The organism is Prosthecobacter sp. (genome assembly GCF_044222345.1).
Taxonomy (GTDB): Bacteria; Verrucomicrobiota; Verrucomicrobiia; order Verrucomicrobiales; family Verrucomicrobiaceae; genus Prosthecobacter.
The window spans coordinates 52309-78838 of record NZ_JBGANL010000030.1 but is presented as its reverse complement, the minus strand read 5'-3'; the positions used below and the strand labels follow the sequence as shown (position 1 = coordinate 78838).

Below are 26530 nucleotides of genomic sequence, written 5' to 3'. Positions count from 1 at the left end.
GCCCCCAGCCTTACCGAAGAAATCCTCCGTCTCAAAAAAGAACGCAATGCCGTGATCCTGGCGCACAATTACCAGGACAAGGCCATCCAGGAGATCGCCGATTTTGTGGGGGATTCCCTCGGCCTGGCCTACAAGGCGAAGGAGACTGAGGCGGATGTGATCGTCTTCTGCGGCGTGCATTTCATGGCGGAGACGGCCAAGATCGTGAACCCCGGCAAGATCGTGGTGCTGCCGGATGCGAATGCCGGCTGCTCGCTGGAGCAGAGCTGCCCCGGACCGCAGCTGGAGGCATTTCTCAAAGCGAATGCGGCAAAGAATTATTATGTGATCGCCTACATCAACTGCAGCGGCCACGTGAAGGCGCTGAGCGACTGCATCTGCACCAGCGGCAATGCTGATAAGATCGTCGAGGCTGCGCCGAAGGATCGCCCGATTCTCTTTGTGCCTGATCAGAACCTCGGCTCATGGGTGATGGAGCGCACGGGCCGAAAGATGGACCTGTGGAAGGGGGCCTGCTACGTGCATGTGGAGTTCACGCGCGACAGCATCCAGCAGATCAAAGACGAGTACCCGGATGCCAAGGTGGTTGCGCATCCTGAGTGCACCTACGCGGTGCGCATTCTGGCGGATGAAGTGTGCAGCACGGAAAAAATGGTGGGTTACTGCCGCAACAGCCCCGCGAGCGCTTTCATCATCGTCACCGAAAGCGGCATGCTGCACCGCTTGGAGCGCGAAGTGCCCGGCAAGAAATTCATCCCCGGCCCCACCGGCCACTGCGCCTGCGCCGACTGCCGCTACATGAAGCTGAACACGCTGCAAAAACTCCACGACTGCCTGCGCGATCTGACGCCCCGTGTGGAGATGGACGAAGACCTGCGCAAGCGTGCGGAGAAGCCGATTCTGCGGATGCTGGAGCTGAGCCGGTAAGGGATAAGTGATGCGGGCAAGTACGATGGGCACTCCTGCCCGTCGATGAACGCTCTCAACTAAACCCACGCCCCTCAACTCTCCCCATCGCTCCCGCCACATCAACGGCATGTCTTCCCAGTGCGACTATCTGAGCTAAGTCGCGATCAAGCATGCCCGTGCACGGTTTAGCTACTGTTATTTCTGCTGCGCTTTGATTTGCAAAGCCTCGGTTCTCTTGACTGTCACTCCATGTGTGGCGAGCATGCAGGGTCACGATCAACAACCATAACGTACACGCTGGGAACTCCATGCCGTTGATGTGGCGATGGCGCAGGCCTGCTTGGGCCTCATGGGATTTGGCCATGCGCTGATCGACGGGCAGGAGTGCCCATCGTACTTTTCACCTCCACCACGCCGGCAGATCCGTCATCGTGTCCTTGAGAATGCTGCGGATGGCTGCGCGTTCGGCGGGGGGGATGTGGGCGTGCTGGGCATCGGGCTGCTCGCGGAGGTAGAGGGCCATGTGGTAGTAGACGCGCTCCTTGAGCTCCTTGGGCGCGGCTTTCCAGGTGTCCGTGTAGAGCATGTAGCTGCAGCGGTGCTTGAACATGCGGGTCTTGAGATCGAGATCCTTGAGTGAGAGGCCTGCTTTGGAGACTTTGCGGTCGCGCAGGAAATCCTGCACGTAGGCGGGGTCTCCCACGATGCCTTTGGCGGGGAACTTGGCTTCGTCGGCAAAGGTGATGTAGCGCGCGAGCTCCTGGGCGCGTTCCTCGATCTCCGCCTTGGCCGCAGCGCCCAGCATGCCTTTGCCCTCGCTCTTGAGCTGGCGCACGGTGTAGATGGCATAGACCAGCCGGTTTTCGAAACCCATCTGGTGTTCGTTGGTGAGATTGGGCAGGATGTCGCTGGTGGGCAGCAGGTGCAGGCTGAGGTCGGAGAACTGCCCGGGGTTCACGGAGGTGATCTCGTTTTTCCCGTTGTTCGGGATGCCCATGACGTTCGCCTTGTTGTTGGCGATGTTGTGCTGGCCGGTGAGGTGCCAGCCGCCAAAGCGATCCTCCAGGGGGATCTGGTGCCCCTGCACATCCCGACGATACGTTTCCAGGCTGGAGCCCGCACGCGAGACCAGCAGGGACTCGGCGATCAATCCCGGCAGCCGCCGCGTGGCATTGCCGGCGTGGCAGTTCATGCACTTGGTGGAGCGCGTGACATTGGGCACCGGGCCGCCGGGGCGCAGGCGGTCAAAGACGTAGAACATGGGGCCCATCTCCGGGTCTGCGGCGATGATTTCCACCAGCCCGCCGGGCACCCAGCCGATGTAGGTGTCCTCGTTGAAATAGAGCGCACGCGGGTTGCGCGGATTGATGATCTCGCTCTGCAAAGAACTCGCGGAGAACACCATGATCTGCGAGCTGACGGGGATGTTCAGCGCCGCGAGCAGGCTGGTGAGGAAGGCCTTGTCGTTTGAGGTGTCCAGCTTCACCTCCCCCTTCTGCGCCTTTTCCTGCATCTCGGCAAAGCGGTCCTTCGGCTTCCAGTCCAGGTAGGAATGCGGCGGTTTTTTGAAATCGATGACGCGTGGCTCCTTCGTCTCCGCCGCCCAGGAGGGGGAGATTGCCAAAAACAATAGCATCGTCAGGAATCGGGAACGCATTGTGCTCTATACGCTTGCGAAGTTACCCAAATCGCACAAGACAACCACAAACAATTGTCATTCTACCATCTGGTGACCATCTTGCTCCCATGCCTACCATCCAGCCACGCCGTGCAGGCATTTTGATCCCGGTCTTCGCCCTGCGCACCCCTGAGGATCTCGGCATTGGCGACATCGGCGGTGTGAGGCAGCTCATCGACTGGTCGGCTGAAACCGGGATCGGCTTTGTGCAATTTCTGCCCATCAACGCCACCGGCAGCGACAGCAGCCCCTACAACGCCATCAGCTCCGTCGCGCTGGATTACCTCACGCTGGATCTCTCCCATGAGGTGGTGCCTGAGCTGGATGAGAAATTTTACAGCACCATCACCGGCATCCTGCGCGTGGATCTGCTGCGGCATGGCTCGGTGAACTATCCGAAGGTGCGGCGGCTGAAAAACACGCTGCTGCGGCGTGCCTTCAGCCAGATCGAATCCCAGCCGGAGCGCCTGGCCCAGTTTGAGGCGTTTTGCGAAAAGGAGGCCTCCTGGCTGGATGACTTCTGCCTCTTCAAAGTCCTGATGGAGGAGCACGGGCATGAGGACTGGACGAACTGGCGCGCGGAACTGAACACCGCCGGCAAGGCCCGCTCCTGGCGTAATGCGCAGGGGGATGAGATCGACGACCGCATCCTCTTCCACGCCTACGTGCAGTGGCTGTGCTTCAGCCAGTGGGGGGAACTGCGCGCTTATGCGAATGGGAAGGGCGTCAAGCTCATGGGTGACATCCCCTTTGGCATCTCCTGGTGCAGTGCGGATGTGTTTTTCAAGCCGGAGCAGTTTGACCTGGAATGGTGCGGGGGCGCTCCGCCGGAGACCTATTTCAAGGACGACTACTTCGTGCAGCACTGGGGCCAGAACTGGGGCATCCCGCATTACCGCTGGGATGTCATGGAGCAGGGCGGCTACCAGTGGTGGCGGCAGCGCACGCAGAAGCTGACCGAGGTCTTTGATATCTTCCGCATTGATCACGTGCTGGGCTTCTACCGCATCTACAGCTTCCCTTGGCGACCCACCCGCAATGCGGAGTTCTGTTATCTCAGTGATGAGGAGGCGAAAGCCCTCACGGGCGGACGTCTGCCGCACTTCATCGAAAACGATGACGACACGCCCGAGCACAAGGCCGCGAATTTGGCCAATGGAGACAAATATCTGCGCATGATCCTCGACGCCGCTGCTGGCAAGGCCGAGGTGGTGGCCGAAGATCTGGGCACGGTGCCCGACTACGTGCGTCCGCACCTGCTCAGCCTCGACATTCCCGGCTTCAAAGTCAGCCAGTGGGAGCACAATGAGCAGGGCCGCGTCGTCATGGGCAGCACGTATGACAACTGCGCCTTCACCACCTACGCGACGCACGACCATGAGCCCATGCGTATGCACTGGGAGCACCGCCGCCGTGATGCTGGCAGCACCTATGAATTCGAGCGCGCTCTCGGAGACAAGGAGCTGGGCGATCTCGCCGAATTCGCTGGTCTGCGCTTTTCCTCTGAAGGCTGGCCTGAATACGACGCCCATATCCGGCATGCCCTGCTGGAGGCTCTGCTGACCAGCAACGCGCGCTACGCCGCCTTCATGCTCACCGATTTGTATGGCCTGGAAGACCGCTTCAACGTCCCCGGCATCGCCGCTGACAGCAACTGGAGCGCTCGCCTGCCGATGACCGTGGCGGAGCTGCGCCATGCCTCACCGTGGAAAGAAGAGGGTGAGTGGCTCAAGAAGGCGATCAAGAGCACGGGGCGGTAGGACGTGAGCGGAGCCTGAGGGACCAGGATGGTCCCACTCCTTCCAAGCGATCGAGCGCCCCTGACAGGAGAGGGATCATCCTGATCCCTCAACGCTCCGAGTTCACACACCGCTCTTCCAGACCAAGGCTCAAGATGTGCTCCACCTTTACTCAACTAAGGCAGGCCCCACGCGCCACGCAGCGCCGCATAGTCCGCCTTTGGCAGCAGGACGTAATGTGGTGAAGCGGTGGGATCGATCCAGCGCAGGAGGCGGGTCAGGTCGCCCTCGGCCATGGTGGTGCAGCCGGCGCTGGGCTTGTCGGGTCCACGACGTACGTGGAAGAAAATGGCGCTGCCGTAGCCGGGGGCGGAAGGCTGCTGATTGTGGCGGATCTCGAGCATCCACTTGTAGGCGGCGTCGCCGAGGCGCATTTTTTGTTTTTCAAACCACGGCGGGATGGCCTGGCGGGGGTCAATGCGGATGTGGCGGTTGTAATACTGGGGCAGGGTCGAATCATCGACGTAGGCATCCCATGGGCCGACCTGGATGTATGGCCAGCGGGCACCGCCGGGCGGGGTGGGGGCATAGCCAAACAGCGAACCGAGCTGGAACACACCAGCGGGGGCCCGCCAGTCCTTCTCCACCTTGGGGGGAATGCCGTTCTGCGGTGGATTGAAGACACCACGGCCCCAGGCCAAGCCTTTTCTGCCCAGCAAAACCGGCACGGGCTTTTCAAAGACAGCCTGCCACGGAGCTCCGGCGGAGGCGCGCTGATAGCACTGCATGGTGGCGGTGTTTGAATTCCAGGTGGCTGCCTGGGAAACGATCACCTGGCGAACCCCGCGACCCAGCTGTGCGTGAGACTCTGAAGGGCACAGGGCGGAAATGCCGATGCCCAGCAGCGTGATAAGGAGTGCCTTTTTTCGATGGAAAACTTTTTGGTATTGCATGGCGAAGCTGTTTCCGAATATATTCATTAAATCAACCCTGCCGGGTTAATTGGATTCAGGTTTTGGGGGTTTTTTTCCTGAGCTCCGAGTTCCGGCAGGGTTGTTTTTTTGCCTGCGGGCGGGCACTGGGTGAATCTAGCACATTGATTAGCGTCCAAGGTGTTCTAATGATGCCTCCCATGAACTTTCGGTGCTTTTCAGTCATTCTCGGATTCGCAGCCTGCCTCAACCTCACTTCGTGTGGAAATTCCTCGGTCATCAGTCTGGACTACGTGCCGCAGAACGGCCGCATGCTGCGGGGCACGCCAGACTTTGCTGTGGGTGAGTTCAAGGACAAACGCGGTGAGCAGGCCCAGACACTGGGCCATGTGCGCCTGCCCATCGGCCCGTCGGTCGATACCATTCAGACCCGCCTGCCGGTTAGCGATGTGGTGCGCAATGCCTTTGGCTACGCGCTGGAGTCGCGCGGCATGCTGGCCACCGAGGTGAAGGGCCGCTTCATCCTCACCGGAGAAATCCAGGATCTGCGCTCGCAGCTTCTGGTTCATCCCTATGGCTATGCGCGCATCCGCGTGAACGTGGTGGAAGCAACCTCAGGCCGCGTGCTTTTCACGCACGTCTATGAAGGCGAGCGCCAGAGCAACGCCTTCCGCCCCGGCAGTGGTTCGCCCGTGCCCGTGCTGCGTGAACTGACCTCCCGCGCGCTGCAGGACTGCGTGGACCGCGCCTTGGATGACAATCGCATGCGCCAGCAGATCGGTGCCGGTGTGGACAATCGCCCACGCTACACGCCGGGGATGCTGTAGGAAACGAAGGGTGATTATGCTGCCGTAGGACGGTCGTGGCGAAGCCCGGTTTATCCTTCGAAGCACGCAGTGCGAAGAATGGACCCGTCTGCCAGCGTGCGGCAACGCACCAGGGCGTACGAACGTCCTCGAAGTCGGGCGGTTTGGCGGAGGAGGTGGTGGAAGATCCGAAGTCATTCGACGCCAAATACGACCAACCTGCGGCCCGGCGCGATGCGCTGTCCTGCTGTGGCTGGAATGCAGAGGTGGGTTAACGCGGAGCGTTGAGGGATCAGGATGATCCCTCTCCTGCCGGAGGCGCTGGGTGCTTTGGAAGGAGTGGGACCATCTTGGTCCCATGCGCTCCGCTCTTGCCCTTCGTTCCGCGCTGGCAAGACGCGGCTTGCTTCTTCGCTCACGCCGCTGCCTCACTTACGTCAGTTCATGAGGGTGGGTGCCCTGAATCCAGTCTTGCCTGAGTCTTCCTGGCCAGTTCTTTCTGCCTGCAATCGTAGCAGCGTTTAGGTCGCTTGTAGGGTGATGCCTTCAGGATTTCGAAATAATGCTGCTGGGAGTCGGCGGACCAGCAATCCAATTTGCCGCAGTCGTTACAAGTGAACTTGATGTCCAGGTAGCAAACAGCCGGGCACCGAAGGTTGGTCGGCATCGTGAGATCAGGATCAATCGGGATTGCTTCGTCGGGAATCTCCGATGCATCCTTGATCAAGCCGAGTTCGATCAGCCTTCGAATTCGCCGTTGCCGTTCGTCCAACGCTTTGCGCTGCCGTTGCTTGGACCGTTTATTGCTGGCGCTCTTCACAAGCAACAATGACTACTTCATCAGCGCTTCGTCCAGCACGCGGCCGTCGGCACCGGGGAAGGGGACGCCGAGGAGCTTGGCCATCGTCGGTGTCACGTCGATGTTCTTGATCTCATCGAGCACCTTGCCCTTCTGTACACCGGCGCCGCTGATGACGAAGCCGCCGTAGAGATTGGGGTCGAGCTGGAAGTGGCCGTGAGCGCCTTTGGGCGGATCGTTGGGAATGATGACGTCGTTGTCAGCAAGGGAATCGGTGAAGGTGTAGCCGTCACCAGCCAGCAGCACGAGGTCGGGTTCGCGGCCATCTTTGGCGGCGGTGATGTGGTGCAGCTTGGCATCGAAATCCTTTGCCTCGACGACGCCTTCCACACCTTCCAGTTTGCTGAGCGTGGGGGTGATTTGTTTCAAAATGCTGTCACGGTTGGCATCATCCAGCACATAGACGAAGCACGCGCCGCCTTCGGCCATGGCGAAGACCTGGGAATCGGGCGCGAGGCTCTTGCCCAGCACGCTTTTGACAAAGCCGTCTTTTTTCAGCGCGGCGTTGGCGTTGATGGATTTGGTGAAGGTGACGAAGCCGTGGTCGGTGGTGATGACGAAGGTGGTCTTGTCGCGGATGCCCGCCTCTTCCGTGGCGCGCACGATGTCCGCCACGCGGTTGTCCGAATCATTCGCGGCCCAGTAGGCCTCCGAGACCTGGCGGCCATGCGCATGCTCAAAGGAGTCCAGGCTCACGAGATGCAGCGCGAGGAAGTTCGGCTTGTGCTTTTTGATGATGTGCTGGGCGAGCTGCGAGTACAGGTAGTCGCGCGGCGCCTTGCCGGGATTGCCCAGCTTGCACCACTCGTTCTGCTTCTCGATGGGGATGCCCGCCTCGCGTGCCTCCTTGAGCAGGGAAGGGGTGCCGTATTTCTCGAACAGCGCCTGGTCAAACACATCCGGCACGGTCCAGTCCAGTGTCTTGGCACCGCGAGAGGCAGGCCAGATGACGCCGGCGGTGGTTAGCCCGGCGGCCTTGGCGGCGTCGTAGATAGTGGGGGTCTTGACGATCTCGTCCTTGTTGAAGATCGGGTCGGGAATCAGCGGCACCTTCTTGCGAGTGGCGCGGTCGAAGTACTCATTGGCCAGCACGCCATGCTTCCCCGGATGCACGCCGGTGACGAGGGTGGTGTGGTTCGTCCAGGTGACGGTGGGGAAGGAGCACTCCATGCGCTTGGCCCGCACGCCTTGGGCGGCCAGCGCCTTCACGGTGGGCATGTGGCACTTGGGATCGTCGAAGTACTGATGCGCCCAGCCGTCGATGCTGATGAGGATGACGTGCTCCGACGGGGCGGCATGGGCGAGAGCGGTGGCGGCAAGGAGGAGGGAAAAGGCGCGATTGAGCATGAGGTGAGTATTACGAACGGGCCGTGGGCGTCAATCCTGTCAGTCAGGAGGAAGTACGATGGGGCAATCGTGCCTCGTTTCGGCCCCGGCGTCGCCTTACCCGGCGGCGGGGCGAAACCTGCACCCGCACACCACTTCCTACCACAGAATGCTTCCTGAAGTGCGGAAGCACCCGCAGGGGGCTGTTTTTCACCCGTTGGTATCAGGATTATGGTTTGATCCTGATCCTGGAGCGACGCCAACGGTGTGATGACATTTCTGTCCCCGCGTGGCTGGCTGCTATGCGGCAGGCATGGAGTGCTCGGGACCAGTACGATGGGCACTCATGACCGTCGATCAGCGTGTGGCTGACAGACTGGCTTGCGAGTTGCCGCAGAGCTCGCGTGAGAACCCCATGCCGTTGCTGTGGCGGAATGGGGGGGACAGGAAACCCTTGGGTTCTGGAAGGGGCGCTGAGCGACAGGCGGGAGTGTCTGTCGTACTCATGGGGCTGCGACCACTTTCTTGCCGATGCAGTACAGCTTGTCCTGCGAGCGGATGAAGAGGCAGCCGTCGCTCACGGCCACGCTGGCGCGCACGCTGGAGGCGTTGCCGTTGGGCTTGGAGCCGTTGCCCATTTCATTCATGCCGAGCAGTTCGAATTTGTCGGTGTTGGCCTTGGCGACATAGACTTCGCCCCAGAAGTTGATGCAGTAGACTTTGTCGTCCACCACGGTGGGGCTGCTTTCAAACTTGGTCTTGCCGCCGAGTTCTCCGGTCCACACGACCTTGCCGGTCTTGGGCTCCAGGCAGCTCAGGGTCTTCTTGCCGCCGTCGAGCACGTAGAATTTGCCTTTGTAAAAGGCGGGCGTGGGCACGTCGCTGGTGACGCCCTTGGGCTCGGTCTGCCACACGGGCTTGGTCTCGCCTTTGGAATCTAGTGGCATGGCGAAGATGGGGGAGTTCTTGGGGGCGCAGACGATGGCCATGCCTTCGCCCACGACGGGGGAGGGGACGAGGCGGAAGAACTTGTTGTAGCCTTCGCCGGGCGGGTTCCAGGTGGCGATGCGGGAGAGCTCCTTGCCAGTGGCAGCGTCATGGATGGTCAGGGTGTCACCACCGGAGATGAGCATGAGGCGCTTGCCTTTGTGCGTGGCGAAAATGGGGCTGCTGAAGGCTTCCAGAGATTCCGTGGAGGCCTTGCTGGGGCGGATGTGCTTCCAGATGTCCTTGCCGGTGGCAGGGTCGATGGCGAGGATGTAGCTGCTCATGTCCTTGCCGGCGGTGCCTTTTTCAAACTTGTCCTGGAATTTGAAGGACTCATTGCGCTGCAGCACCTGGATGTAGAGCTTGCCACCGTCCAGCGCAGGGCTGCTGCCGTAGGTCCACTGAGTGGCGAAAGCGCCGTGCGTTTCCTTGAAGTCGCGCTTCCAGAGGATCTTGCCGTTGAAATCGCACGCGGCGGCGATGGCATTGGCGAAGAGGAAGTAAACGTGGTCGCCATCGGTCACGGCGGAGGGGCTGGCGAGGTTGCTCTTGTCGTCCCACTGGATCTCCGAGCCTTCGCTGATGGTGGTGCGCCATTTTTCGCGGCCGGTCTGCTTGTCGTAGCACAGGCCCACGAGTTTTTTCTCCGCATCGATGGGCGCGGTGATGAAGATGTTGTCCCCCCAGATCACGGGCACGGAGGCGGATAGGCCTGGCACATCAGCCGCCCAGCGTATGCCTTCCGTAGTGCTGAATTTTGCGGGCAGGCCGGTTTCGCCACTGGAGCCGTCCTGATTTGGCCCGCGCCAGCTCGGCCAGTTTTCGGCGAGAGCAGCGGAGGAGAAGGACAGGCAGGCGAGCAGGAGGGCGGCGGGTGATTTCATGGCGAAAGGGAGAGAAGCGAATACGCACTGGCATGTCGAGATGTTTTCGCGAATTGATCAACCGCTTTGAATTCGACCCACTGGCAGACGACCGCGCTCGCCCTCCTCGGCTTTGCCGCCGGGCTGGTGCTGCACCTGCGCTGGCACCCGCTGCGCAGGCATTTGTCAGATGCCTGGGACTGCATGCGGCTGCGGCCCGCTTTGATCGTTCTCACGGCAGGTGCCATGCTGCTGGCCACGGTTTTTGGCGAGACAAGGCATGTGCCCTATTCAATGTCCCAGCTCACCGACTGGCGGGAAATCATCCTGCCGCTGGCGCGTGATGCGCTGGCTCACATGGCCGCGCTGCCGCATGCGCTGCTGCCGCCGTGGCCGCTGGCCTGCGGGGTGCCGCTGGTGCTCGTGTTTCTGACGATCCGCATCTGGCGCTGGCCCTACCGCTACGGGCAGCGGAGGCCCGGCCCGGAGCAGAAGTTTGGCCTGCTAGCCGTCACGCTGGTGGGGTTTGCCTGGCTGGGGCTGGAGGGCTCCAGCGCTCGGCACATGCTGGCTGAAAGGCTGGAAATGGTGAAACTGGGGCTGCGTTACGTTTTCACCGCCCTGGCTGCGGCTGGGATGCAGGTGTGGCTGGTGCGCTTTGTCATGGCCTGGGAGAAGCCGCAGGCCACGGAGCCCGGTGGCGATGCCGCCGCTGCGCTGGAGCATGCCTTTGCGCGCTGGCAGGGCGTGGCCTGTCTCGCGGGTTTTGACCTGCTGTGGATGAGCTGGCGCTGGTGGCAGCTCAACACTCCGCAAAGCATCGGCGCCTGGTGGTGGGTGGAGCTGCTTCTGCTCTTTGCCGCGCTGCCGGTCGCGGTGGCGGCGGTTTCCGGCCCGTTTTGGCATCAGGGGGCGGCTGCTCTGCGCATTCTGTGGCGGGCTGCCGTGCCTCTGCTCATGCTCGCCATCACCTCCCTCTTCCTCTTTGTTCTCGCGCTCTACACGGTGGAAATGGGGCGCGCAGGCTGCGCCGAATCGCCCGTTTGGCGCATCATTGAGCTGCCGGTGAGTGCTTTGGTGCTTGCCATGCTCGATTGCTGGCTATTGCTAACGGCCCTACTTCTCATGCTGCGCTTTGGCTTTTCACGTTCCCCTTCCGCATGACCAGCGGCACGCTTTCTCCAGAACAGATCGTGCGGCGGGCGAAGTCGAACCTCGCTTTCGCGCTCGCCTGCCTGCCCAAGGAACGCCGCCGCGACATGATCGCGTTTTACGCCTTCTGCCGTGTGGTGGATGACATCGCCGACGACCCAGATGTCAGCGAAGCGGACAAGGAGAAGGAGCTCAACCACTGGAAGCACTGCGTGGAGGCTGGCAATCCGCCGGGACATCCCGTGCTGGATGAGATGCTCCTGCTGCCGGAGAAATACGGCTTCCCCCGTGCCTGGCTGTGCGAGATCATCGACGGCGTGGCCAGCGACATCACCAAGACGCGCTACGAGACCTTCGAGGAGCTGCTGGGCTACTGCTACAAGGTCGCCAGCGTGGTGGGCCTGGTGAGCATCCAGATTTTCGGGCACCAAAATCCGGCCACCAAGGACTACGCCATCAATCTGGGCTACGCGCTGCAGTTCACCAACATCATCCGCGACGTGGGGCAGGATGCGCGCGACACTGGTCGCATCTACCTCCCCCAGGCTGAACTGCGGAAGTTCGGCGTGCTGGAGAGCGAGATCCTCGATGCCCGCCCCAGCGATCGCTTCATCAAGATGATGGACTTCCAGTATGCCCGTGCGCGCAGCTACTACGACGCCGCCGCGAAGTGCCTGCCCCCCGAGGACCGCAAAAACATGGTCGCCTCCGAGATCATGGCCGCCATCTACTCGCGCATCTTGGAGAAGCTCAAGCGCGAGCGTTACCCCGTTTTTTCCAAACGCTGCCGCCTGAGCAAGCTGCACAAGGTGTGGATCTTGGGCAGTCATTTGATCAAGGCGCGGTTTGGCAAGTGAGGGGCGCGGACTTGAGTCCGTAGCAGACCGCAAACAGACAGCGCCGCCGCTCAGGACTGAAGCGCCTTTCCCCTTCGGCGGCGTGCTGCGGACTAAAGTCCGCGCTCCGGTCCGCTTTTCGCACGCAGTTGTCTCCCAATACTTTTCTGATAGAAACCTCGCCTTTTGTGCGGCTAATGCTTTCCCTCTTTTCTCCATGCGTCCCTTAGCACTCCTGCTCCTCCTCTCGACGGCCATCCTCGGCCATGCTGAAACCAAGCCGCTAAAAGCCCTCCTCGTCGCCGGGGGCTGCTGTCATGATTATGCCAAGCAGCATGTGATCCTGAGCCAGGGCATCCAGGCACGGGCGAATGTGCAGGTGGATGTGGTGTGGACGGATGACAAGTCCGTCATGCCGCCGCTGCCGCTCTATGACAATCCGGACTGGGCCAAGGGCTACGACATCATCATCCATGACGAGTGCGCCGCCGGCGTGAAGGACATGGCGCTGGTGAAGCGCATCCTGGATGTGCATCAGACCATCCCCGCCGTGCATCTGCACTGCGCCATGCACAGCTTCCGCACGGGCACGGATGCGTGGTTCAAGCACCTCGGCATCCAGTCCGCCTCGCACGGCCCGCAGGAGCCCATCGCGATCACGTTTGTGGACAAGGAGCATCCGAGACACCGTGGCGGATGCACGCTACCTCGATCTCGTCACACGCGGCCTACTGTGGGCCATGGACAAGCTGTCGCCGGAGTACCTCACGCCCTTCAAAGGCGAAAACAAGATCACCTTTGTGGCCGCCAAGCCCGTGGAAGCACCGAAGCCACCCGTGCTGCCGAAGGATGGCCTGCCCGTGAAGGCCAGCGCCAGCAGCGAGGAGAAGGGCAAGAACAACTTCGCCTGGAAAGCCGTGGATGGCGATGAGAACACCCGCTGGTGCGCCGCCAACGCCTCCTACCCGCAGTGGCTCCAGCTTGAACTGGAAAAACCGCAGGCGCTCACCGGCATCCAGACCGTGTGGGAAAACGGCGGTGTGTATCAGTTCAAAGTCGAAGGCAGCAGTGATGGCAAGGCGTGGAGCACGCTCGTGGACGGCAGCAGCAACACGAAGAACGCGCCCTACACGAACGACTTCGCCAAGGTGGACGGCGTCCGCTTTGTGAAGATCCACGCACTGGGCAAGACCAGCGGCGGCTGGGCGAGCATTCGCGAGGTGCGGCTGCAAGGCCCCGGCATCAAGGCGGTGGCCCCGAAGCTCAGCGCCGAGCAGAAAAAGGAATACGACAAGGCCAGCGATCCGCTGAAGGACGCCGGTAACGTGGCGCCGAAGATCGTGAAACTCACGCCCGAGCAGGAGGCCGCGATCCTCAAGGATGTGAAGGTGGTCGATGGCTTTGAGGTCTCGCTGTTTGCGCCGCCGCAGTCGGCCAACTACCCCGTCTTCATCGCCGCCTCACCCGATGGCACGCTCTACGTCAGCAGCGATGGCAATGGCTCCCTTGGCCGCAATCCTCATCGTGGCCGCATCCTGCGCCTGAAGGATCACGATGGCGATGGCCGCGCCGATGAAGTGAAGGAATTTGTCAAAGACGTCGATGCCCCGCGTGGCCTCGTCTGGGACAAGGACCGCCTCTACCTCGTGCATCCGCCGCACCTCAGCGCCTACATCGACAAAGACGGCGACGGCGTGGCCGATGAGGAGAAGGTGCTGGTGAAGAACATCGCCTTTGGTTACAAGGACCGTCCTGCCGACCACACCACCAACGGCCTCAGCCTCGGCATCGACGGCTGGCTCTACATCGCCGGTGGCGACTTCGGTTTCATGGATGCCGAAGGCACGGATGGCCGGCACCTGCAGCATCGCGGCGGCGGCGTGATCCGCGTGTGTCCCGATGGCACCGGTTTGGAAGTGTACTCCACCGGCACGCGCAACATCCTCGAAGTCGCCATCAGCCCGCTCATGGACATCTTCGCCCGTGACAACACCAACGACGGCGGCGGCTGGAACGTCCGCTTCCACCACTTCACCGGCCTGGAGGACCACGGCTACCCGCGCCTCTACAAAAACTTCAACGACGAGTGCATCCAGCCCCTGGCCGACTACGGCGGCGGCTCAGGCTGCGGCGCGGTGTACATCGACGAGCCCGGCTTCGGCGCATGGAACAACGCCCCCTTCACCTGCGACTGGGGCACCGGTGCGCTGTGGCACCATCAGGTGAAACCCAAAGGCGCGACCTTTGAAGAAACCCGCAAGCCCGAGCCCTTCATCAAGATGACCCGTCCCACGGATGCGGATGTCGATGGCAACAGCCGCGTCTATTGCGCGAGCTGGAAAGGCGCGACGTTTAACTGGGAAGGCCCCGATGTGGGCTACATCGTGCAGGTGCGCCCGAAGGGATTCAAAGCGGAGCCGCTGCCGGATTTTGCGAAGGCGAAGGATGAGGAGTTGGTGAAGGCGCTGGAGTCTGCGAGTTATCGTCGGAGGATGGAGGCGCAGAGGGAAATCTCTCGTCGCGGACGGACTGCTGAAATGACTGCTTTGATGGCTCAAGTTGTTGCAAATTCCACGACAGTTGCCGGAGCGCGTATCGCAGCGGCATACGCCTTGAATGAAAAAGGAACTTCCAAGGGCGATCTCCCCGCCGCTTGGACTATTGAGACGAACTTTAATGATCCAGTAGCTCACGCAATCTCGCGCAGCATGCGCGGTCACGGCCAAGGGGGAAGCGGTCACTGGCAAGCGGAGAACCCAAACTTGAGGAAAGAATTCGCCTTGAGTCTCCCATCGAATCCAACGCCGGAGCGAGCCCAAGACACGGCACGCCTCCTATGCGATGAAGACCCGGTGGTGGCACACATCGCTGTGCGTGCGATGGCCCAAGGCGGACACCAACAACAATGTCTTTCAGTTGTTGATGATCCATTCAAGATGAGCTTGCTCCAAGGACGAGCGTTCCGGGAAAAGACGAACCCTGAACACACTAAAATCGTGGTTCAATTGGCGAGGCAGAATGCTCTCCGCGCCCTCGCAATGATGCACCAGCCCGAGGTCGTCTCCGGCCTTATCGAGCGCCTTGGTAAAGCCACCGATCCCGCGCTGCGCCAGGGCATTCTCTCCGCGCTCAGCCGCCTGCATTTCCATGAAGGCGAATGGAAGGGCGACTCCTGGGGCACGCGCCCTGACACACGCGGACCGTATTACCAGCCGGAGGCGTGGGGCGAGACGCCGAAGATCGCGGCGGCGCTGAAGGAGGCGCTGGTAAAGGCTTCGCCGGAAGAGGCGGCGTTTTTGGTGAAGGAGATGAACCGTAACCGCATTCAGTCGAACGATGCACTGGAGCGTATTCTCGTGCTGGCGAAGCAGGATGCGAAGGTGATTCCCGATGCGGTGGCGCAACTCGCCACGGCGGAGACGATTCCTGTCGATGGCATCCCGCTGCTGATTGCTGCGGCGAACAGCAAGGATCTCGACCCGCAGAGCGCGGCGACGACTTTGGCGAACACGCTCACGGCCATCGCCAAGACCGACAATGCGGAGGCGTGGATGGCGGCGCTGAATGCGCTGGTGGCGCTGGATGCGCAGCAGGGTGCGGGCAAGGAGCAGGATGCAGGCAGGACGGCCTTCCTCAATGCGCCGAAGCTGGAAAACGTGCATCAGGCCTTTGAAGCCGAAGCCGCCAAGGCCGGCACGCCGACCAGTGCGTGGGCAGATGCCGCGCTGCTGAGCCTCGCTGCACGCAAGACCGGCAGCCCCGAAGCGCGTGAGATGTCGCAGAAGGCCCTGGATGCCGGATGGGTGGATGCAAAGCGCCGTGTGCAGATCATCAACGCCGCCGTAAAGACCAAGAGCCATGCGGTGGACGACAAGATCCTGGCCTCGACCACTGAGGCCGACAAGCTGGTGGCCAAGGCCGCACAGAACGCGGTGAAGAGCCTCAAGATCGAGGCCAAAGGTGAGGACAAGACGCCGAAGATCGGCTCCCTGAAGCCCGAAGAAGCTCTCGCCGCCGTGATCAAAACCAAAGGCAGCATCGCCCTCGGCGAGCAGATTTTCACCAAGGCCACCTGCATTGCCTGCCACACCACCAAGGAATCCGAAGCGCAGAAGGGCCCCTATCTTGGCAACATCGCGCAGACCTACAAGCGCCCCGAACTCGCGCAGAACATCCTCGATCCGAACAAGACCATTGCGCAGGGTTTTGCCAGTGAGGTCATCACAATGAACGATGGCACGCAGCAGATGGGCTTCATCACTCTGGAGTCCGCTGACAACGTGAAGCTGCGCAACGTCGCCGCGCAGGAGTTCACCTTTGCCGTGAAGAACATCAAGAGCCGCCAGAAGCTGCCCATCTCCATCATGCCGCCCGGATTGATGACGAACTTCACCGTCCATGAATTCGCCAGCCTGCTCGATTACCTGGAGTCGCTGGTGAAGAAGTAAGGCGACAGCAAAGCTGTCTTGTTACTGTGTAACAAGGCTCTTTTTACGCTTTACGCCAAACTGAACAAGTCCGGGCAATCTGTGGCGCAGGGCGCGCTTTTCAGGCGCAGCAGGGGCTGCATGCCGCTCAGTCTGAGGCCGGGAGGCAGCGATTCCACCAGCTTGAACGCTTCCTCAAAAAGACCCAGCTCATAGTAGCCTTCTGCCATCGTGCAGATTCTGCAACATTCTTCAATGGACTGATTCATGCGGAAAAAGAGAGGCGTGGTTGGGCAGGCGCGATGCATGCTCTTATCCGCACCTGGTGCCGATGTTGGATTCATGAAATTCTAAAAAAATCATTGGAATGGAGGGCCTGGTCCGGGTAAGCGCGCCAGCGTCTTGGACTGCGGTGGGAGACGCAGCGCCACAACGCTTTCCGCAGGCCGGACGGCGGGCGTGAACTAACGGGCCGCCCGAAAGTCCCCATCCACAGGCCGTATAGAATGATGAGGCCCGAGATCATTCAGCACCCAGCGAAAGCGGTAGCTGCGATGCAGGCCTGCGCCTTGCATCTTCGCGACCGCAGTCCATATCCTGCTGCGAAAGCTCCACGGCAACTTTGGAGTGCGGCACGCGAAGCTGCCGCTTTCGAGCTAACAGTGGTGTGCGCAGCGGCTAGGTTTTGCATGAGCTCCCTGGGGCTGGCTGAGCATGCATGCTTGGAGCCAAAGCATGCCAGGCTGAAAAGCATGACGTCCCGCCTTAAACAAGTGCCATTCATGCACGGCATTTTTGGCCGCTACCGACCCATGGCGTATTTGAAAATCACAAACGGAGTGATTACCGCCCACACCATGGTGAACAGCACGGTGATTGCCTGGTTAAAAAAGCGAAAGCGCTGATAGGCCGCCTCGGAGGTGTCTTGTTTTATGTCTTTGACAAGGAAGTCAAACGTACGAATCCGGCTTTGCCACATTTTGCGGCATTGAGCCTCACAGAAAAAGTAGCGCCACATGAACACCATCATGGCGTTGAAAAAACAGAACATCAGGGGTTCGGGGAGGGCACTCATGACACCTCCAAGTTTGGTGCGCGGACGCGGTCTGTCTCGCATAAAATGCCAAGCACATTGGGCACGAGATCATTGAACGCCCAGCGAGTAGGCGGAGTGCTGGCGATCACGATAGTTGTCCTTAACCGAGCGTCATTCGTGGTTGTTAGCTCCAGCAGATGCGTCGTGTGCGGAAGTTATTTCTCTGGCAGTTTAGAGAGCTCGATTTGCAGCTCTTTTTCGCGGATGAGCTGGTAAAGCAGGTGAGCGCGGATGGCGAGTTCGGTTGATGCGGGATTGTGCTTTCCGCGCTGCTGGCTGTAGTCTTCCAAGACTTCCCGTACTTCTGCTGTTTTTCCCTGACTCAGAAGGTGATCGCATTTTCTGATGAAATAGTCGAGACGCGCATTGCCGGCGCCTGTGGATGCAAACTTTTCCAATACCCCATACGCACAAAGGATTCCAGGGACAGCCAGGATGGCGAGTACGATCCTCACGCGACGTGGCTCTGGCAGAGTGGGAATGACGATCAGGAGCACGATGGTTAGGAAGAAAAGCGCGATGACGATTTCCATGTGAGTGGGTTGGATGATGTAGGCATCTTATCTCTGCTGAGGCCGGTCAGCTAAAAAAACGCCTTCCCCATCACGGAGAAGGCGTTCGTTGAATCCAGGAGTTTGCGAGTGCGTGCGAGTGTGTTGAGCATGACGCGCTTTCGCGCATCGGCTTACCTTAGGCCACGATTGGGTGCAGGTTGGCTTTGCACCACTCACCGTTCTGCTTGGTGACGCCATCGGGATCGTCCACGGCGCAGTGGGCTTCGTCTTCGCAGATGATCCAGCCGGAGTAGTCGCGGGCGACGAGCCATTCGGTGATCTTGTGGAAGTCGAGCTTGCCGGTGCCCATCTGGGCCCAGGGCTCGGCGCCGTTGCCGGAGAAGTCCTTGTAATGGATGTGGTTCACCAGGTGCTGCCACTTGTTGAGGGTGGCGATGACGTCCATGCCGCCGCGGATGATGTGGCCCACGTCTGGAGTCCAGCCGGTGACCTTGGGGTCGAGGCTGCTGAGGACGACATCATAGTCTTCCTGGGTGCGGACGAGGGAGGCGGGCGGGGAGTTCGGGTGGTAGGAGGCCTTGATGCCGAGATCAGCGGCGCGCTGGGAGACGCGGTTGACGTTCTTGGCGATGTTGAGGCGGCGATTTTGAAGGTTGTCCTTGCGACCGCTTGGCAGCGTCACCGTGCCGAGCATGGAGCCGGGGAAGTGCTTGAGGAAGTTGAGGGTGAAGTCGGCGGCTTCCTTTTCGTTCGGCGCTTCGGTTTCACCGTCCCAGGCGCAGACGAGGGCGAGGCCGGCGAGCTGCACGTTGTACTTCTGCAGCACGTCCTTGAGCTTGATGGGGTCGATGAAGTCACCGAGCCAGTACTTGGAGCAGCCGAGCGCGCTCTGGGAGATCTCCAGCACCATCGGCTCGATGCCGGTGAAGCCTGCTTCTGAGGCGACCTTGATCATGTGGTCGAGCTTGTTGTCGTAGCCTTTGCCGGTGCCCTGCATGAACCAGGTGTAGACTTCGGAGCCGAATTGGATTTTGCCCATGGTGTGTGTGTGGTTGTGGGTTTGCTGTGGAGAAATCACGACGGTCAGTGCGACCGGTGGAGCGCCATTGGAGCGAACGAGCGTGAACTGTCCAGCGGCAAAGTGGTGCGTGTGCTGCGGTGCGTGGTGGTTCCGTGATCCGAGCGCTGAGGACGTACGGACTGGCCGCAGTGGGGCAGAGAAGCAGAGGGGGCGGAGTTTTTTTGAACCACTGACTGGCACTGAAGGGCACTGATTTTTTGATCAAACTCTGCCACCTCTGCGCCTTTGCTCTTCTGCGGTGAAAGCGAATCACTCAGCGCTGTGGGGATGGAGGCATGCAGCCACTCACGGGGCCTCCGGGGGCTGGGCCTAGCGGAGATGTCTGCGGTGTCGCGGTGGCGGCTGTCGTGGGCGATCTCGGCGATGAAGTGGGGCGGCAGAAGTTTCGGATTAGGAAAACAATCAGTGACATTGACAATATTAGTGATATTTAATATAATTTCAATAACATGCCGGTTTCTCGCATTCTCGCCATCCTTGCTGCTTTCGCCCTGCCCCTCGGCTCGGCGCAGGCGCTCACTTGGGATGAGACGGTGAACGGAGACCTGTCTGGCGATGGCAATGCGCCGACCCTCATTGGTAGCTTGGACGCCGGGAACAATTTGTTTTCCGGTACCATGGGATCGCTGGGTGGAACCGGGCCGCTGGATGCAGATGTGTGGAATTTCACCATCGCCGCCGGCTATTACCTGACGGGGATCAATCTGGTGGATTATTCGGCTCAGAGCGGCAGCCCCAGCAACGAATCTTTCATGGCGATCGCCAATGGAAGTACGATCGACTTTAATAATCCATTGGGCCACCTGAGCAACACCCTATGGGGCTACGGGCAGGATGGTTTTGGGAACACCTACGTCGACTTGCTGGCGCTGCTGGATGCCGGGCCGATGTTTGCCGGCTTCGGCTTCGACGGGCCGTTGCCTTCGGGAAACTACACGTTCTGGATTCAGGAGGGGTCCGACCAGATCAACTACGGCATTGAATTTGTGACCTCACCGGTGCCGGTGCCTGAGCCGGGCAGCCTGCTGCTGCTGGGAGTGGCCGGGATGTGGGTGCTGCGTCGTCGCCGGAGGTGAGGCGGAGGGGAGTGATGGAGTGATGGAGTGATGGAGTGATGGAGTGATGGAGTGATGGTTTGCAAAGGCGGTGGCGTGCAGTTAAGGCGGGGGCACATGATTCGGAATCTCTTGTTCGACTGGTCCGGGACGCTGGTGGATGACCTGCCCGGCGTGGTGGGTGCTGTGAACGGCATGCTGCGTGCCGCTGGCGCTGCGGAAATGACGCGGGAGGAGTTCAAGGGGCGCTTTCGACTGCCGTACACCGAGTTTTTCGCGGAGGTGCTGCCCGGTCTGGAGATGGAGCGCCTGCAGCAGCTCTACCTGGAGCATTTCACCCATGCGCATACCGACATCGAGATCCTGCCGCATGCGCGGGAGTTCATCCAGTTCGCCGCCGCCACGGGCCGCCGCTTGGTGGTGCTGAGCAGTGCACCGCTGCCGCATGTGATGGCCCAGGCGGAGGCGCTGGGGGTGCGGGATGCCTTTGAAGTCATGCGCTGCGGCGTCATCGACAAACGCACGGAAATCCACACGCTGCTGGCGGAGCTGGATATGGCGGCCGCAGAGACCGCTTTCATCGGTGACATGCGGCATGACATTGATGCGGGCCATGCCGCCGGGGTGGTGACCATCGCCACCTGCACGGGGTATGAGAGCGCCGAGACGCTCATGACCGCCGCGCCAGACATGCTGGTGCCCGATCTCTCACGCCTGCCTGCTCTGCTGGGGACGTTGACCGGCAGTGATGGAGCGTACCCGGTGTCCACGGTGGGTGCGCTCATTTTGAATTCGAAAGGGGAGATGCTGCTCATCCGCACGCACAAGTGGAGCCACCGCTGGGGCATCCCCGGGGGGAAGATAAAACGTGGCGAGTCGTGCGAGGCGGCGCTGGTGCGCGAGATTCTGGAGGAAACGGCGCTCACGTTACAAGACGTCGAGTTCGTCATGGTGCAGGACTGCATCGAGCCCGTGGAGTTTCAGCGTTCCGCGCATTTTCTGCTGCTGAACTACATCGCACGCTGTGCGGATGCGGAGCCGCAGGTGGTGCTGAACGAGGAGGCGCAGGCCTTTCAGTGGCTGCCGCTGGCCGAGGCCCTGAAGATGGACCTGAACATTCCCACCCGCATCCTGCTGGATGAGTGCGTGCGGAAGGGGCTGCTGGGCGGAGTGACCAAGGAGGCGCCCAAGCCACAAACACCTCCCGGGATTTCCGCATTGTCTGATCTCAAGCCCCGGCTAAAAACTCCCCATCTCATGCTTCCACCTGACGAAATCCGCATTTCCGCCCTGCGACTGACCACGCACATCGGTGTTCCCGAAGCTGAGCGGGCTGAAGCCCAGGTGCTGGTGGCGGACGTTACCCTGCGCATCCGCAGGCGGTTCGAGGCGATGAATGACGACCTCACCGCCACGATTGACTACGCTGCCGTCGCCGCACGGCTGCAGGCCCTGGCGGCGGAGCGGCCACGCAGGCTCATCGAAACCCTCGCTGCCGAGATGGCGGCCTGCGTGCTGGAGGAGTTTCAAGCCATCGGTGTCACCTTGGAATTGCGCAAACGCATCCTGCCGGACACGGATCATGTGGCCGTGCGTCTGGTGCGTGGCGAGTGAACGAAACGGCAGGGGCGGCGTCCAAGACCCCCGATCTCGCCGGTCTGGGCCAGCCTGCCGGTGCATGTGCTGTGAAGCATTCCACTCTGCCACCCCATGAAATCTCTGCGCCTCCTCGTTGCTGCTTTGCTTGCCTCCACACTACTCAGCTCCTGCGGCACCCCTGCCGACTCCCGCCAGCCCACGGTCTCTCAGCAGGATGCCTGCGATGTGAGCTGGGGGATGCAGCCGCGCAAAGCACGCGGGAACCCCAAGATGCGCTACCAGTACAATGCCCGTGCCGAGCAGTCCGCCGCGCCCATGAATTTGGATCCTGCAGCAGGGGCCGGCAGGGGATAGCCGCAGGGTTGAAGACTGAACGAAATGCAGCGGGGCAGCGTCTGAGACTTCGATCTTGCCAGCTAGAGACAGCCCGCCTAGTATCGTATCCCGTTAAGAATTCCATTTTCGCCAAACAATGACATCTCTGCGCTTCATCTTTGCCGCTCTGCTTGCCTCAACCTTCCTCATTTCCTGCGGTTCCTTTGAGCATATTGACTCCCGTCATCCCACGGTGGCGCAGCAGGATGCCTTCGATGTGAGCTGGGGGCTGCCTCCCCGGAAATCGCGTGGCAATCCGAAGATGCGCTACCAGTACAATTCCCGTGCCGAACAGCCTGCCGCGCCCATGAGTCTTGAGCCAGCAGCACCTGCGCCAGCACCGGCCCCTGCACCTGCGCCAACGCCGAGCCGCGCTGCGCCTGCCAGCCCAGCGGTTCCCTCCACTCTTCGCTAGCCGCGGCCTGGTACCTGCTTTTTCCTGTTTTTTTCAAACTGCACGACACGTGAAGACCCCGCTTCTGACCTGCCTCCTGGCCTTTGGCTGCCACGCCGCATTGATCGCCCAGCAGATCAAGGCCCCCGAATCTCTCCGGCCCAACACCGTCCCGGTGATGCCGTCACCCGCCAAGACTCCCTCCACCGAGGAGATCGACAAGCTTGCTGAGGAAGCCCAGAAGGCGCTCTTTAAGTCTGTGGACAAGTCTGGCGGCGCAGCTGCCACACCGGGTAAGACGGACGTCCCTCAATACACCCCCTACGCAACCTCCACTCCGACGCGTCTGCCAGCCCAGAAGCTGGAAGATCCTTCTCTGTGGGCCAAAGATTCGGTGCGCAAGATCGCCGTCATGGAAGTGTCTTTCGGCGGCGCACGTGAGACGGTCATGATCGAGCTGTTTCCAAACGACGCCCCGCAGACGGTGAACAATTTCATCGACCACTGTGACAGTGGCATTTACAACGGCCTGGCTTTCCACCGTGCCATCGAGGGCTTTCTGGTGCAGACCGGTGATCCGCTGACTTCAGACGAGTCCGCACGTGCCAAGTGGGGCACGGGTGGTGAAGACAAAACGATTCCTGCTGAGATCAAGCGTCCGCACCGTGTTGGAGCCGTGGCAATGGCCCGCCGCTCGGACAAGGTCAATCCTGAGCGCCGTTCGAATGGCTCGCAGTTCTACGTGACCCTGGGCAATTACGGCGTGCTGGAAGGCAAATACACGGTCTTTGGTCAGGTGGTGTCCGGCCTGGAGACCCTCAAGCGCATCTCCCTCATGCCAGTGGATGCCAACGACTGTCCGGTGGCCCGAATTGAGATCAAATCCATGAAAGTCATTACGCAAAAGGGACCCATGCAGGTGCCGGCCATCGCTTCGGGTGATGGTGTTCGCTACGTCAAGCCGGACGCGGCGCGCGGCATGGTGAGCCGTTTCTTCCACCGCGTGTGGTGAGAGCAGGGTGGTGTTTTTGAAGTGTGGCGGCGTGGGCTGCTGCTTTCTTTTACAGCGGTCCGCAAAACGCATTTCCACTTGGCGAGCTGTTTTTGCCTCGCAGATCTCGGCCTCTGCCTTCGGCTGGCTGGGGACAGCCATCCCCACCTGCAGCGCGTGTCCGGCGCGAGGTTGGGCGCTTGGTCCTCCAAACACCGTCGAGCGTCGCCACGTGCGGCCTTTCGAAAATCCGTTTTGGGCAACGCAATGAATCTCCCGCTCTACTTGGCAGGCAGCTCAAAGCAGACCGCTTCACGGTCATTGCGCAGCAGCAGCCAGCGGCCTGCAAGTGTCGGTGGATTCCAAGTCTTGGCGTTCAGGGCTTCCAGACGTGACACTTCCTCCAGCTTGGCAGGATTGGCTTTGACCAGGGCGACGAAGCCCTTCTCCGCCTGCACGAGCATCAAGCTCTCACCCAGGCGAATCTGCTGGCCGAAGCCGTAGCGTCCTTCCCGCCAGCCGCGCTCACCCGTGGCCAGATCCACGCAGCAGAAGGTGCCTTCATCCAGCGCGTAGGCATGGGTGCCGAAGACGCTGGCGCTGCTGAACTTCGTGCGCGGTGCGCTGGCCGCCCAGATGGATGAGACGCTGAGCCTGCCATCGGCGGCGGGCTTGACCTCCAGCAGGTTGCTCTTCAGGCCGTAGCTGCTGGTGATGAGGACGCGCTCCGGCGTCACCTGCACGGGCTGGCCCACTTTGGGAAACATGCCCGGCCAGTCAAACTTCCACAGCACGGCACCACTGGCGGGATCATGCCCGGTCACCGAGTTGCTGTTCACGCTGAGGATTTGCTCACGTCCGGCCAGCGTCATCAGCACGGGGGAACTGTAGCTGCCTCCATCTTTTCCGGCCTTCCAAGCGAGCTGTCCGTCGCTGCGCCGGTAGGCGATGAGCGTGGCTCCATTGTCACCTCCGCTGCACACGATGTGGTCCCCGACGATCAAGGGTGCGGCACTCTTGCCCCACTCCGGGCTTTTGGTGCTGCCACCGTCCTTCAGGACCTCTTGGCTCCAGCGGACTTTCCCGGTTGCTAGGTCCAGGCAGTTGAGCAGGCCCTTGGAGCCCATGGTGAAAACGACATTCTGCGCCGCATCCACGGTCGGGGTGGAGCGCGGGCCAATGCCGCCCATCGGCTCATCAAAACGTGTCTTGTCGGCATGCGCCCAGAGCAGCTTGCCGGTGGCGAGATCATAGCAGGTCACGTACTCTTCTTCTCCCCGCTGTTCCTGCGTCAGTGCGCGGCCGCCTGCCACGGCAAAACCCGCCCAGCCCTCTCCGACCTTGATGCGCCACACTTCGCGTGGCGGGTGAGCTTTCCAGTCGGTCTGCCAGTCCGGCTCCGGCAGTACGCCATCTCCTTTAGTTCCGAGGAAGCGAGGCATGTCTGCCACTCCTGCGGGTGTGGCGGAGGGAGCGGCTGCAGCGTCTGCACCGCCGTGAAGTTCCGGCAGCACCTCCGCCTTCTGCCAGCGCCAGGCCAGGCTCGGAAAGGCCGAGCCGTCGGCGGAGCCCTCGTAGCGGATGAGATATTTAAATGCGGCGATGACGGCAATGGCTCCCAGGATGAAGACCCCCAGCCGCTTCAGCCGCACCCCTCGCAGATGCAGCGCCCACCAGAGGCCGAAGAGGATCAGCCATAGCGGGATGAGAATCATGAGGCCGCCTGAGCGAAAGACGTGATCCGTGGCCCAGAGCCAGGCCAGCAATCCGCCAAACAGCAGGGTGAGAAAAAGAGGGAATTTGGGGATCATGGCGTGGGGGGTATCATTCTACGTCTGGCGCAGGTCAAAGGAAATGGCTGGCGTTATTTGGCGTATGTCTCATCCTCCGCCAATTCCAACCCAAACACATGAAACAGTTTCTCCTCTCTTTGCTTGCCGCTTCCGGCCTGATGGCCGCCGATCACGTCGTCTATGAACCCGCCGGTGCGGCGAAAGGAAAGCACATCGTGCTCCTTTCCGGGGACGAGGAATACCGCAGCGAGGAATCCATGCCCATGCTCGGCAAGATCCTCAGCCAGCGCCACGGCTTCAAATGCACGGTGCTCTTCAGCCTCGGAGAGGACGGCACTATCGTCCCCACCAATGGTGCCAGCCTGAGCCATCCTGAGGCGCTGGATTCCGCCGATGCCATCGTCATGCTGCTGCGCTTCCGCCACTGGGATGCGGCCACCAGCAAGAAGTTCGAGGCTGCCGTTAACCGTGGCGTGCCGATCATTGCCCTGCGCACCAGCACCCATGCTTTCAGCGGCTACGCCAAGGACAGCCCCTTTGCCGCATGGAACTGGAACAATGCTACGGGCGGCTGGGGCAAGAAATTTCTTGGCGAGACCTGGGTGAGCCACTGGGGCAAGCACAAGTTTGAAGCCACCAAGGGCATCATCGAAGCCGCCAACGCGAACCACCCTGTTCTGCGCGGTGTGAGCGATCTCTTCGGCAACACCGACGTGTATGAGGCTGCGCCCTCTGCCGATGCCGTCGTTCTGGTTCGCGGTCAGATTCTGCAGGGCATGACCGTTGACACGCCACCGGCCACCTACAAAAAGGCCACCGCCGCCAAGGTGGAGCAGGAGGTGAACACACCCATGATGCCCGTGGCTTGGTTGCGCGTGGTGAAGAACGACGCCGGCACGGAAAACAAAATCCTCGCCACCACCATGGGCGCCGCCACTGACCTCACCAACGAAGGCCTGCGCCGCCTCGTGGTGAACGGCGTCTTCTGGGGCCTCGGCCAGGAAGTGCCGGAGAAGGCGGATGTGAGCATCGTCGGCGACTACCAGCCCACGATGTACGGCTTCGGCGGATTCCAAAAGGGACTGAAGCCTGAGGGCTTTGAGCTGGCGAAGTAGCT

The 26530-nt window shown here is 61.0% G+C and carries 23 protein-coding genes; 13 read left to right on the top strand and 10 right to left on the bottom strand.

The genetic code is table 11. The annotated features are described in order from the left end of the window. Positions 1 to 927: quinolinate synthase NadA (gene nadA / locus ACILSL_RS16455; RefSeq protein WP_395733142.1), on the top strand; the 927-nt coding region annotated here is incomplete at its 5' end. Positions 928 to 1309: 382 nt separating this feature from the next. Here the strand turns inward: nadA and ACILSL_RS16450 are convergent. Continuing rightward, positions 1310 to 2566 (bottom strand): hypothetical protein, encoded by a 1257-nt coding sequence (locus ACILSL_RS16450; RefSeq protein ID WP_395733141.1) that lies wholly within the window; start codon positions 2564 to 2566, stop codon positions 1310 to 1312. 89 nt (positions 2567 to 2655) lie between these two features. Here ACILSL_RS16450 and ACILSL_RS16445 point away from each other — a divergent pair, with 89 nt between their 5' ends. Continuing rightward, the gene (locus ACILSL_RS16445) at positions 2656 to 4347 is read left to right on the top strand and encodes a 4-alpha-glucanotransferase (RefSeq protein WP_395733140.1); all 1692 of its coding nucleotides are present in this window, start codon (positions 2656 to 2658) and stop codon (positions 4345 to 4347) included. Between the two features lie 155 nt (positions 4348 to 4502). Here ACILSL_RS16445 and ACILSL_RS16440 read toward each other — a convergent pair whose 3' ends face one another. After that, positions 4503 to 5279, bottom strand: coding sequence for a L,D-transpeptidase (locus ACILSL_RS16440; RefSeq protein ID WP_395733139.1), 777 nt, complete (start codon positions 5277 to 5279; stop codon positions 4503 to 4505). 179 nt (positions 5280 to 5458) lie between these two features. Here ACILSL_RS16440 and ACILSL_RS16435 point away from each other — a divergent pair, with 179 nt between their 5' ends. After that, entirely contained in the window at positions 5459 to 6085 is a 627-nt protein-coding gene (locus ACILSL_RS16435) for a hypothetical protein (RefSeq protein WP_395733138.1), read from the top strand. A 421-nt stretch (positions 6086 to 6506) separates the two neighbouring features. Here the strand turns inward: ACILSL_RS16435 and ACILSL_RS16430 are convergent, their stop codons facing one another. From ACILSL_RS16430 to ACILSL_RS16420, 3 genes are all read right to left on the bottom strand, one after another. Then, the gene (locus ACILSL_RS16430; RefSeq protein ID WP_395733144.1) at positions 6507 to 6731 is read right to left on the bottom strand and encodes a zinc-ribbon domain containing protein; all 225 of its coding nucleotides are present in this window, start codon (positions 6729 to 6731) and stop codon (positions 6507 to 6509) included. A gap of 165 nt (positions 6732 to 6896) precedes the next feature. Continuing rightward, the gene (locus ACILSL_RS16425) at positions 6897 to 8270 is read right to left on the bottom strand and encodes an alkaline phosphatase family protein (RefSeq protein ID WP_395733137.1); all 1374 of its coding nucleotides are present in this window, start codon (positions 8268 to 8270) and stop codon (positions 6897 to 6899) included. Positions 8271 to 8752: 482 nt separating this feature from the next. Next, positions 8753 to 10120: a PQQ-binding-like beta-propeller repeat protein gene (locus tag ACILSL_RS16420; protein WP_395733136.1), complete on the bottom strand. Its 1368-nt coding sequence runs from the start codon at positions 10118 to 10120 to the stop codon at positions 8753 to 8755. A 66-nt stretch (positions 10121 to 10186) separates the two neighbouring features. Between ACILSL_RS16420 and ACILSL_RS16415 the strand changes: the two genes are divergently transcribed. The 4 genes from ACILSL_RS16415 (at position 10187) to ACILSL_RS16400 (ending at position 16535) form a co-directional block, all read left to right on the top strand. Beyond that, positions 10187 to 11263 carry a hypothetical protein gene (locus ACILSL_RS16415; RefSeq protein ID WP_395733135.1) on the top strand — a complete coding sequence of 359 codons (1077 nt, stop codon included), beginning with the start codon at positions 10187 to 10189 and terminating at the stop codon, positions 11261 to 11263. Continuing rightward, positions 11260 to 12108 carry a phytoene/squalene synthase family protein gene (locus tag ACILSL_RS16410; protein ID WP_395733134.1) on the top strand — a complete coding sequence of 283 codons (849 nt, stop codon included), beginning with the start codon at positions 11260 to 11262 and terminating at the stop codon, positions 12106 to 12108. Before ACILSL_RS16415 ends, ACILSL_RS16410 begins: the two co-directional genes overlap by 4 nt. A gap of 196 nt (positions 12109 to 12304) precedes the next feature. Continuing rightward, complete coding sequence (locus tag ACILSL_RS16405) at positions 12305 to 13018, top strand: hypothetical protein (protein ID WP_395733133.1); 714 nt, start codon at positions 12305 to 12307, stop codon at positions 13016 to 13018. Continuing rightward, entirely contained in the window at positions 12903 to 16535 is a 3633-nt protein-coding gene (locus ACILSL_RS16400) for a discoidin domain-containing protein (protein WP_395733143.1), read from the top strand. The genes ACILSL_RS16405 and ACILSL_RS16400 overlap by 116 nt, the downstream gene beginning before the upstream one ends. A gap of 50 nt (positions 16536 to 16585) precedes the next feature. Here ACILSL_RS16400 and ACILSL_RS16395 read toward each other — a convergent pair whose 3' ends face one another. The 4 genes from ACILSL_RS16395 to ACILSL_RS16380 all read right to left on the bottom strand — a co-directional run bounded on the left by ACILSL_RS16395 (position 16586) and on the right by ACILSL_RS16380 (position 19164). Then, complete coding sequence (locus ACILSL_RS16395; RefSeq protein ID WP_395733132.1) at positions 16586 to 16783, bottom strand: hypothetical protein; 198 nt, start codon at positions 16781 to 16783, stop codon at positions 16586 to 16588. A gap of 533 nt (positions 16784 to 17316) precedes the next feature. After that, positions 17317 to 17589 (bottom strand): hypothetical protein, encoded by a 273-nt coding sequence (locus ACILSL_RS16390; RefSeq protein ID WP_395733131.1) that lies wholly within the window; start codon positions 17587 to 17589, stop codon positions 17317 to 17319. A gap of 176 nt (positions 17590 to 17765) precedes the next feature. Then, entirely contained in the window at positions 17766 to 18143 is a 378-nt protein-coding gene (locus ACILSL_RS16385) for a hypothetical protein (RefSeq protein ID WP_395733130.1), read from the bottom strand. A 157-nt stretch (positions 18144 to 18300) separates the two neighbouring features. Next, positions 18301 to 19164, bottom strand: a complete 864-nt coding sequence (locus ACILSL_RS16380) for a sugar phosphate isomerase/epimerase family protein (protein WP_395733129.1) — start codon at positions 19162 to 19164, stop codon at positions 18301 to 18303. A gap of 491 nt (positions 19165 to 19655) precedes the next feature. Here ACILSL_RS16380 and ACILSL_RS16375 point away from each other — a divergent pair, with 491 nt between their 5' ends. The 5 genes from ACILSL_RS16375 (at position 19656) to ACILSL_RS16355 (ending at position 23641) form a co-directional block, all read left to right on the top strand. Then, positions 19656 to 20282 carry a PEP-CTERM sorting domain-containing protein gene (locus ACILSL_RS16375; protein WP_395733128.1) on the top strand — a complete coding sequence of 209 codons (627 nt, stop codon included), beginning with the start codon at positions 19656 to 19658 and terminating at the stop codon, positions 20280 to 20282. Positions 20283 to 20378: 96 nt separating this feature from the next. Further along, entirely contained in the window at positions 20379 to 21875 is a 1497-nt protein-coding gene (locus ACILSL_RS16370) for an NUDIX domain-containing protein (protein WP_395733127.1), read from the top strand. A gap of 96 nt (positions 21876 to 21971) precedes the next feature. Then, positions 21972 to 22214, top strand: coding sequence for a hypothetical protein (locus ACILSL_RS16365; RefSeq protein WP_395733126.1), 243 nt, complete (start codon positions 21972 to 21974; stop codon positions 22212 to 22214). Between the two features lie 118 nt (positions 22215 to 22332). Next, positions 22333 to 22650: a hypothetical protein gene (locus ACILSL_RS16360; RefSeq protein WP_395733125.1), complete on the top strand. Its 318-nt coding sequence runs from the start codon at positions 22333 to 22335 to the stop codon at positions 22648 to 22650. A gap of 49 nt (positions 22651 to 22699) precedes the next feature. Continuing rightward, the gene (locus ACILSL_RS16355) at positions 22700 to 23641 is read left to right on the top strand and encodes a peptidylprolyl isomerase (RefSeq protein ID WP_395733124.1); all 942 of its coding nucleotides are present in this window, start codon (positions 22700 to 22702) and stop codon (positions 23639 to 23641) included. Positions 23642 to 23901: 260 nt separating this feature from the next. Here ACILSL_RS16355 and ACILSL_RS16350 read toward each other — a convergent pair whose 3' ends face one another. After that, complete coding sequence (locus ACILSL_RS16350) at positions 23902 to 25431, bottom strand: PQQ-binding-like beta-propeller repeat protein (protein WP_395733123.1); 1530 nt, start codon at positions 25429 to 25431, stop codon at positions 23902 to 23904. Between the two features lie 98 nt (positions 25432 to 25529). On the opposite strand from ACILSL_RS16350, the gene ACILSL_RS16345 reads away from it, so the two are divergent. Then, complete coding sequence (locus tag ACILSL_RS16345; RefSeq protein ID WP_395733122.1) at positions 25530 to 26528, top strand: hypothetical protein; 999 nt, start codon at positions 25530 to 25532, stop codon at positions 26526 to 26528. Positions 26529 to 26530: the final 2 nt, after the last annotated feature.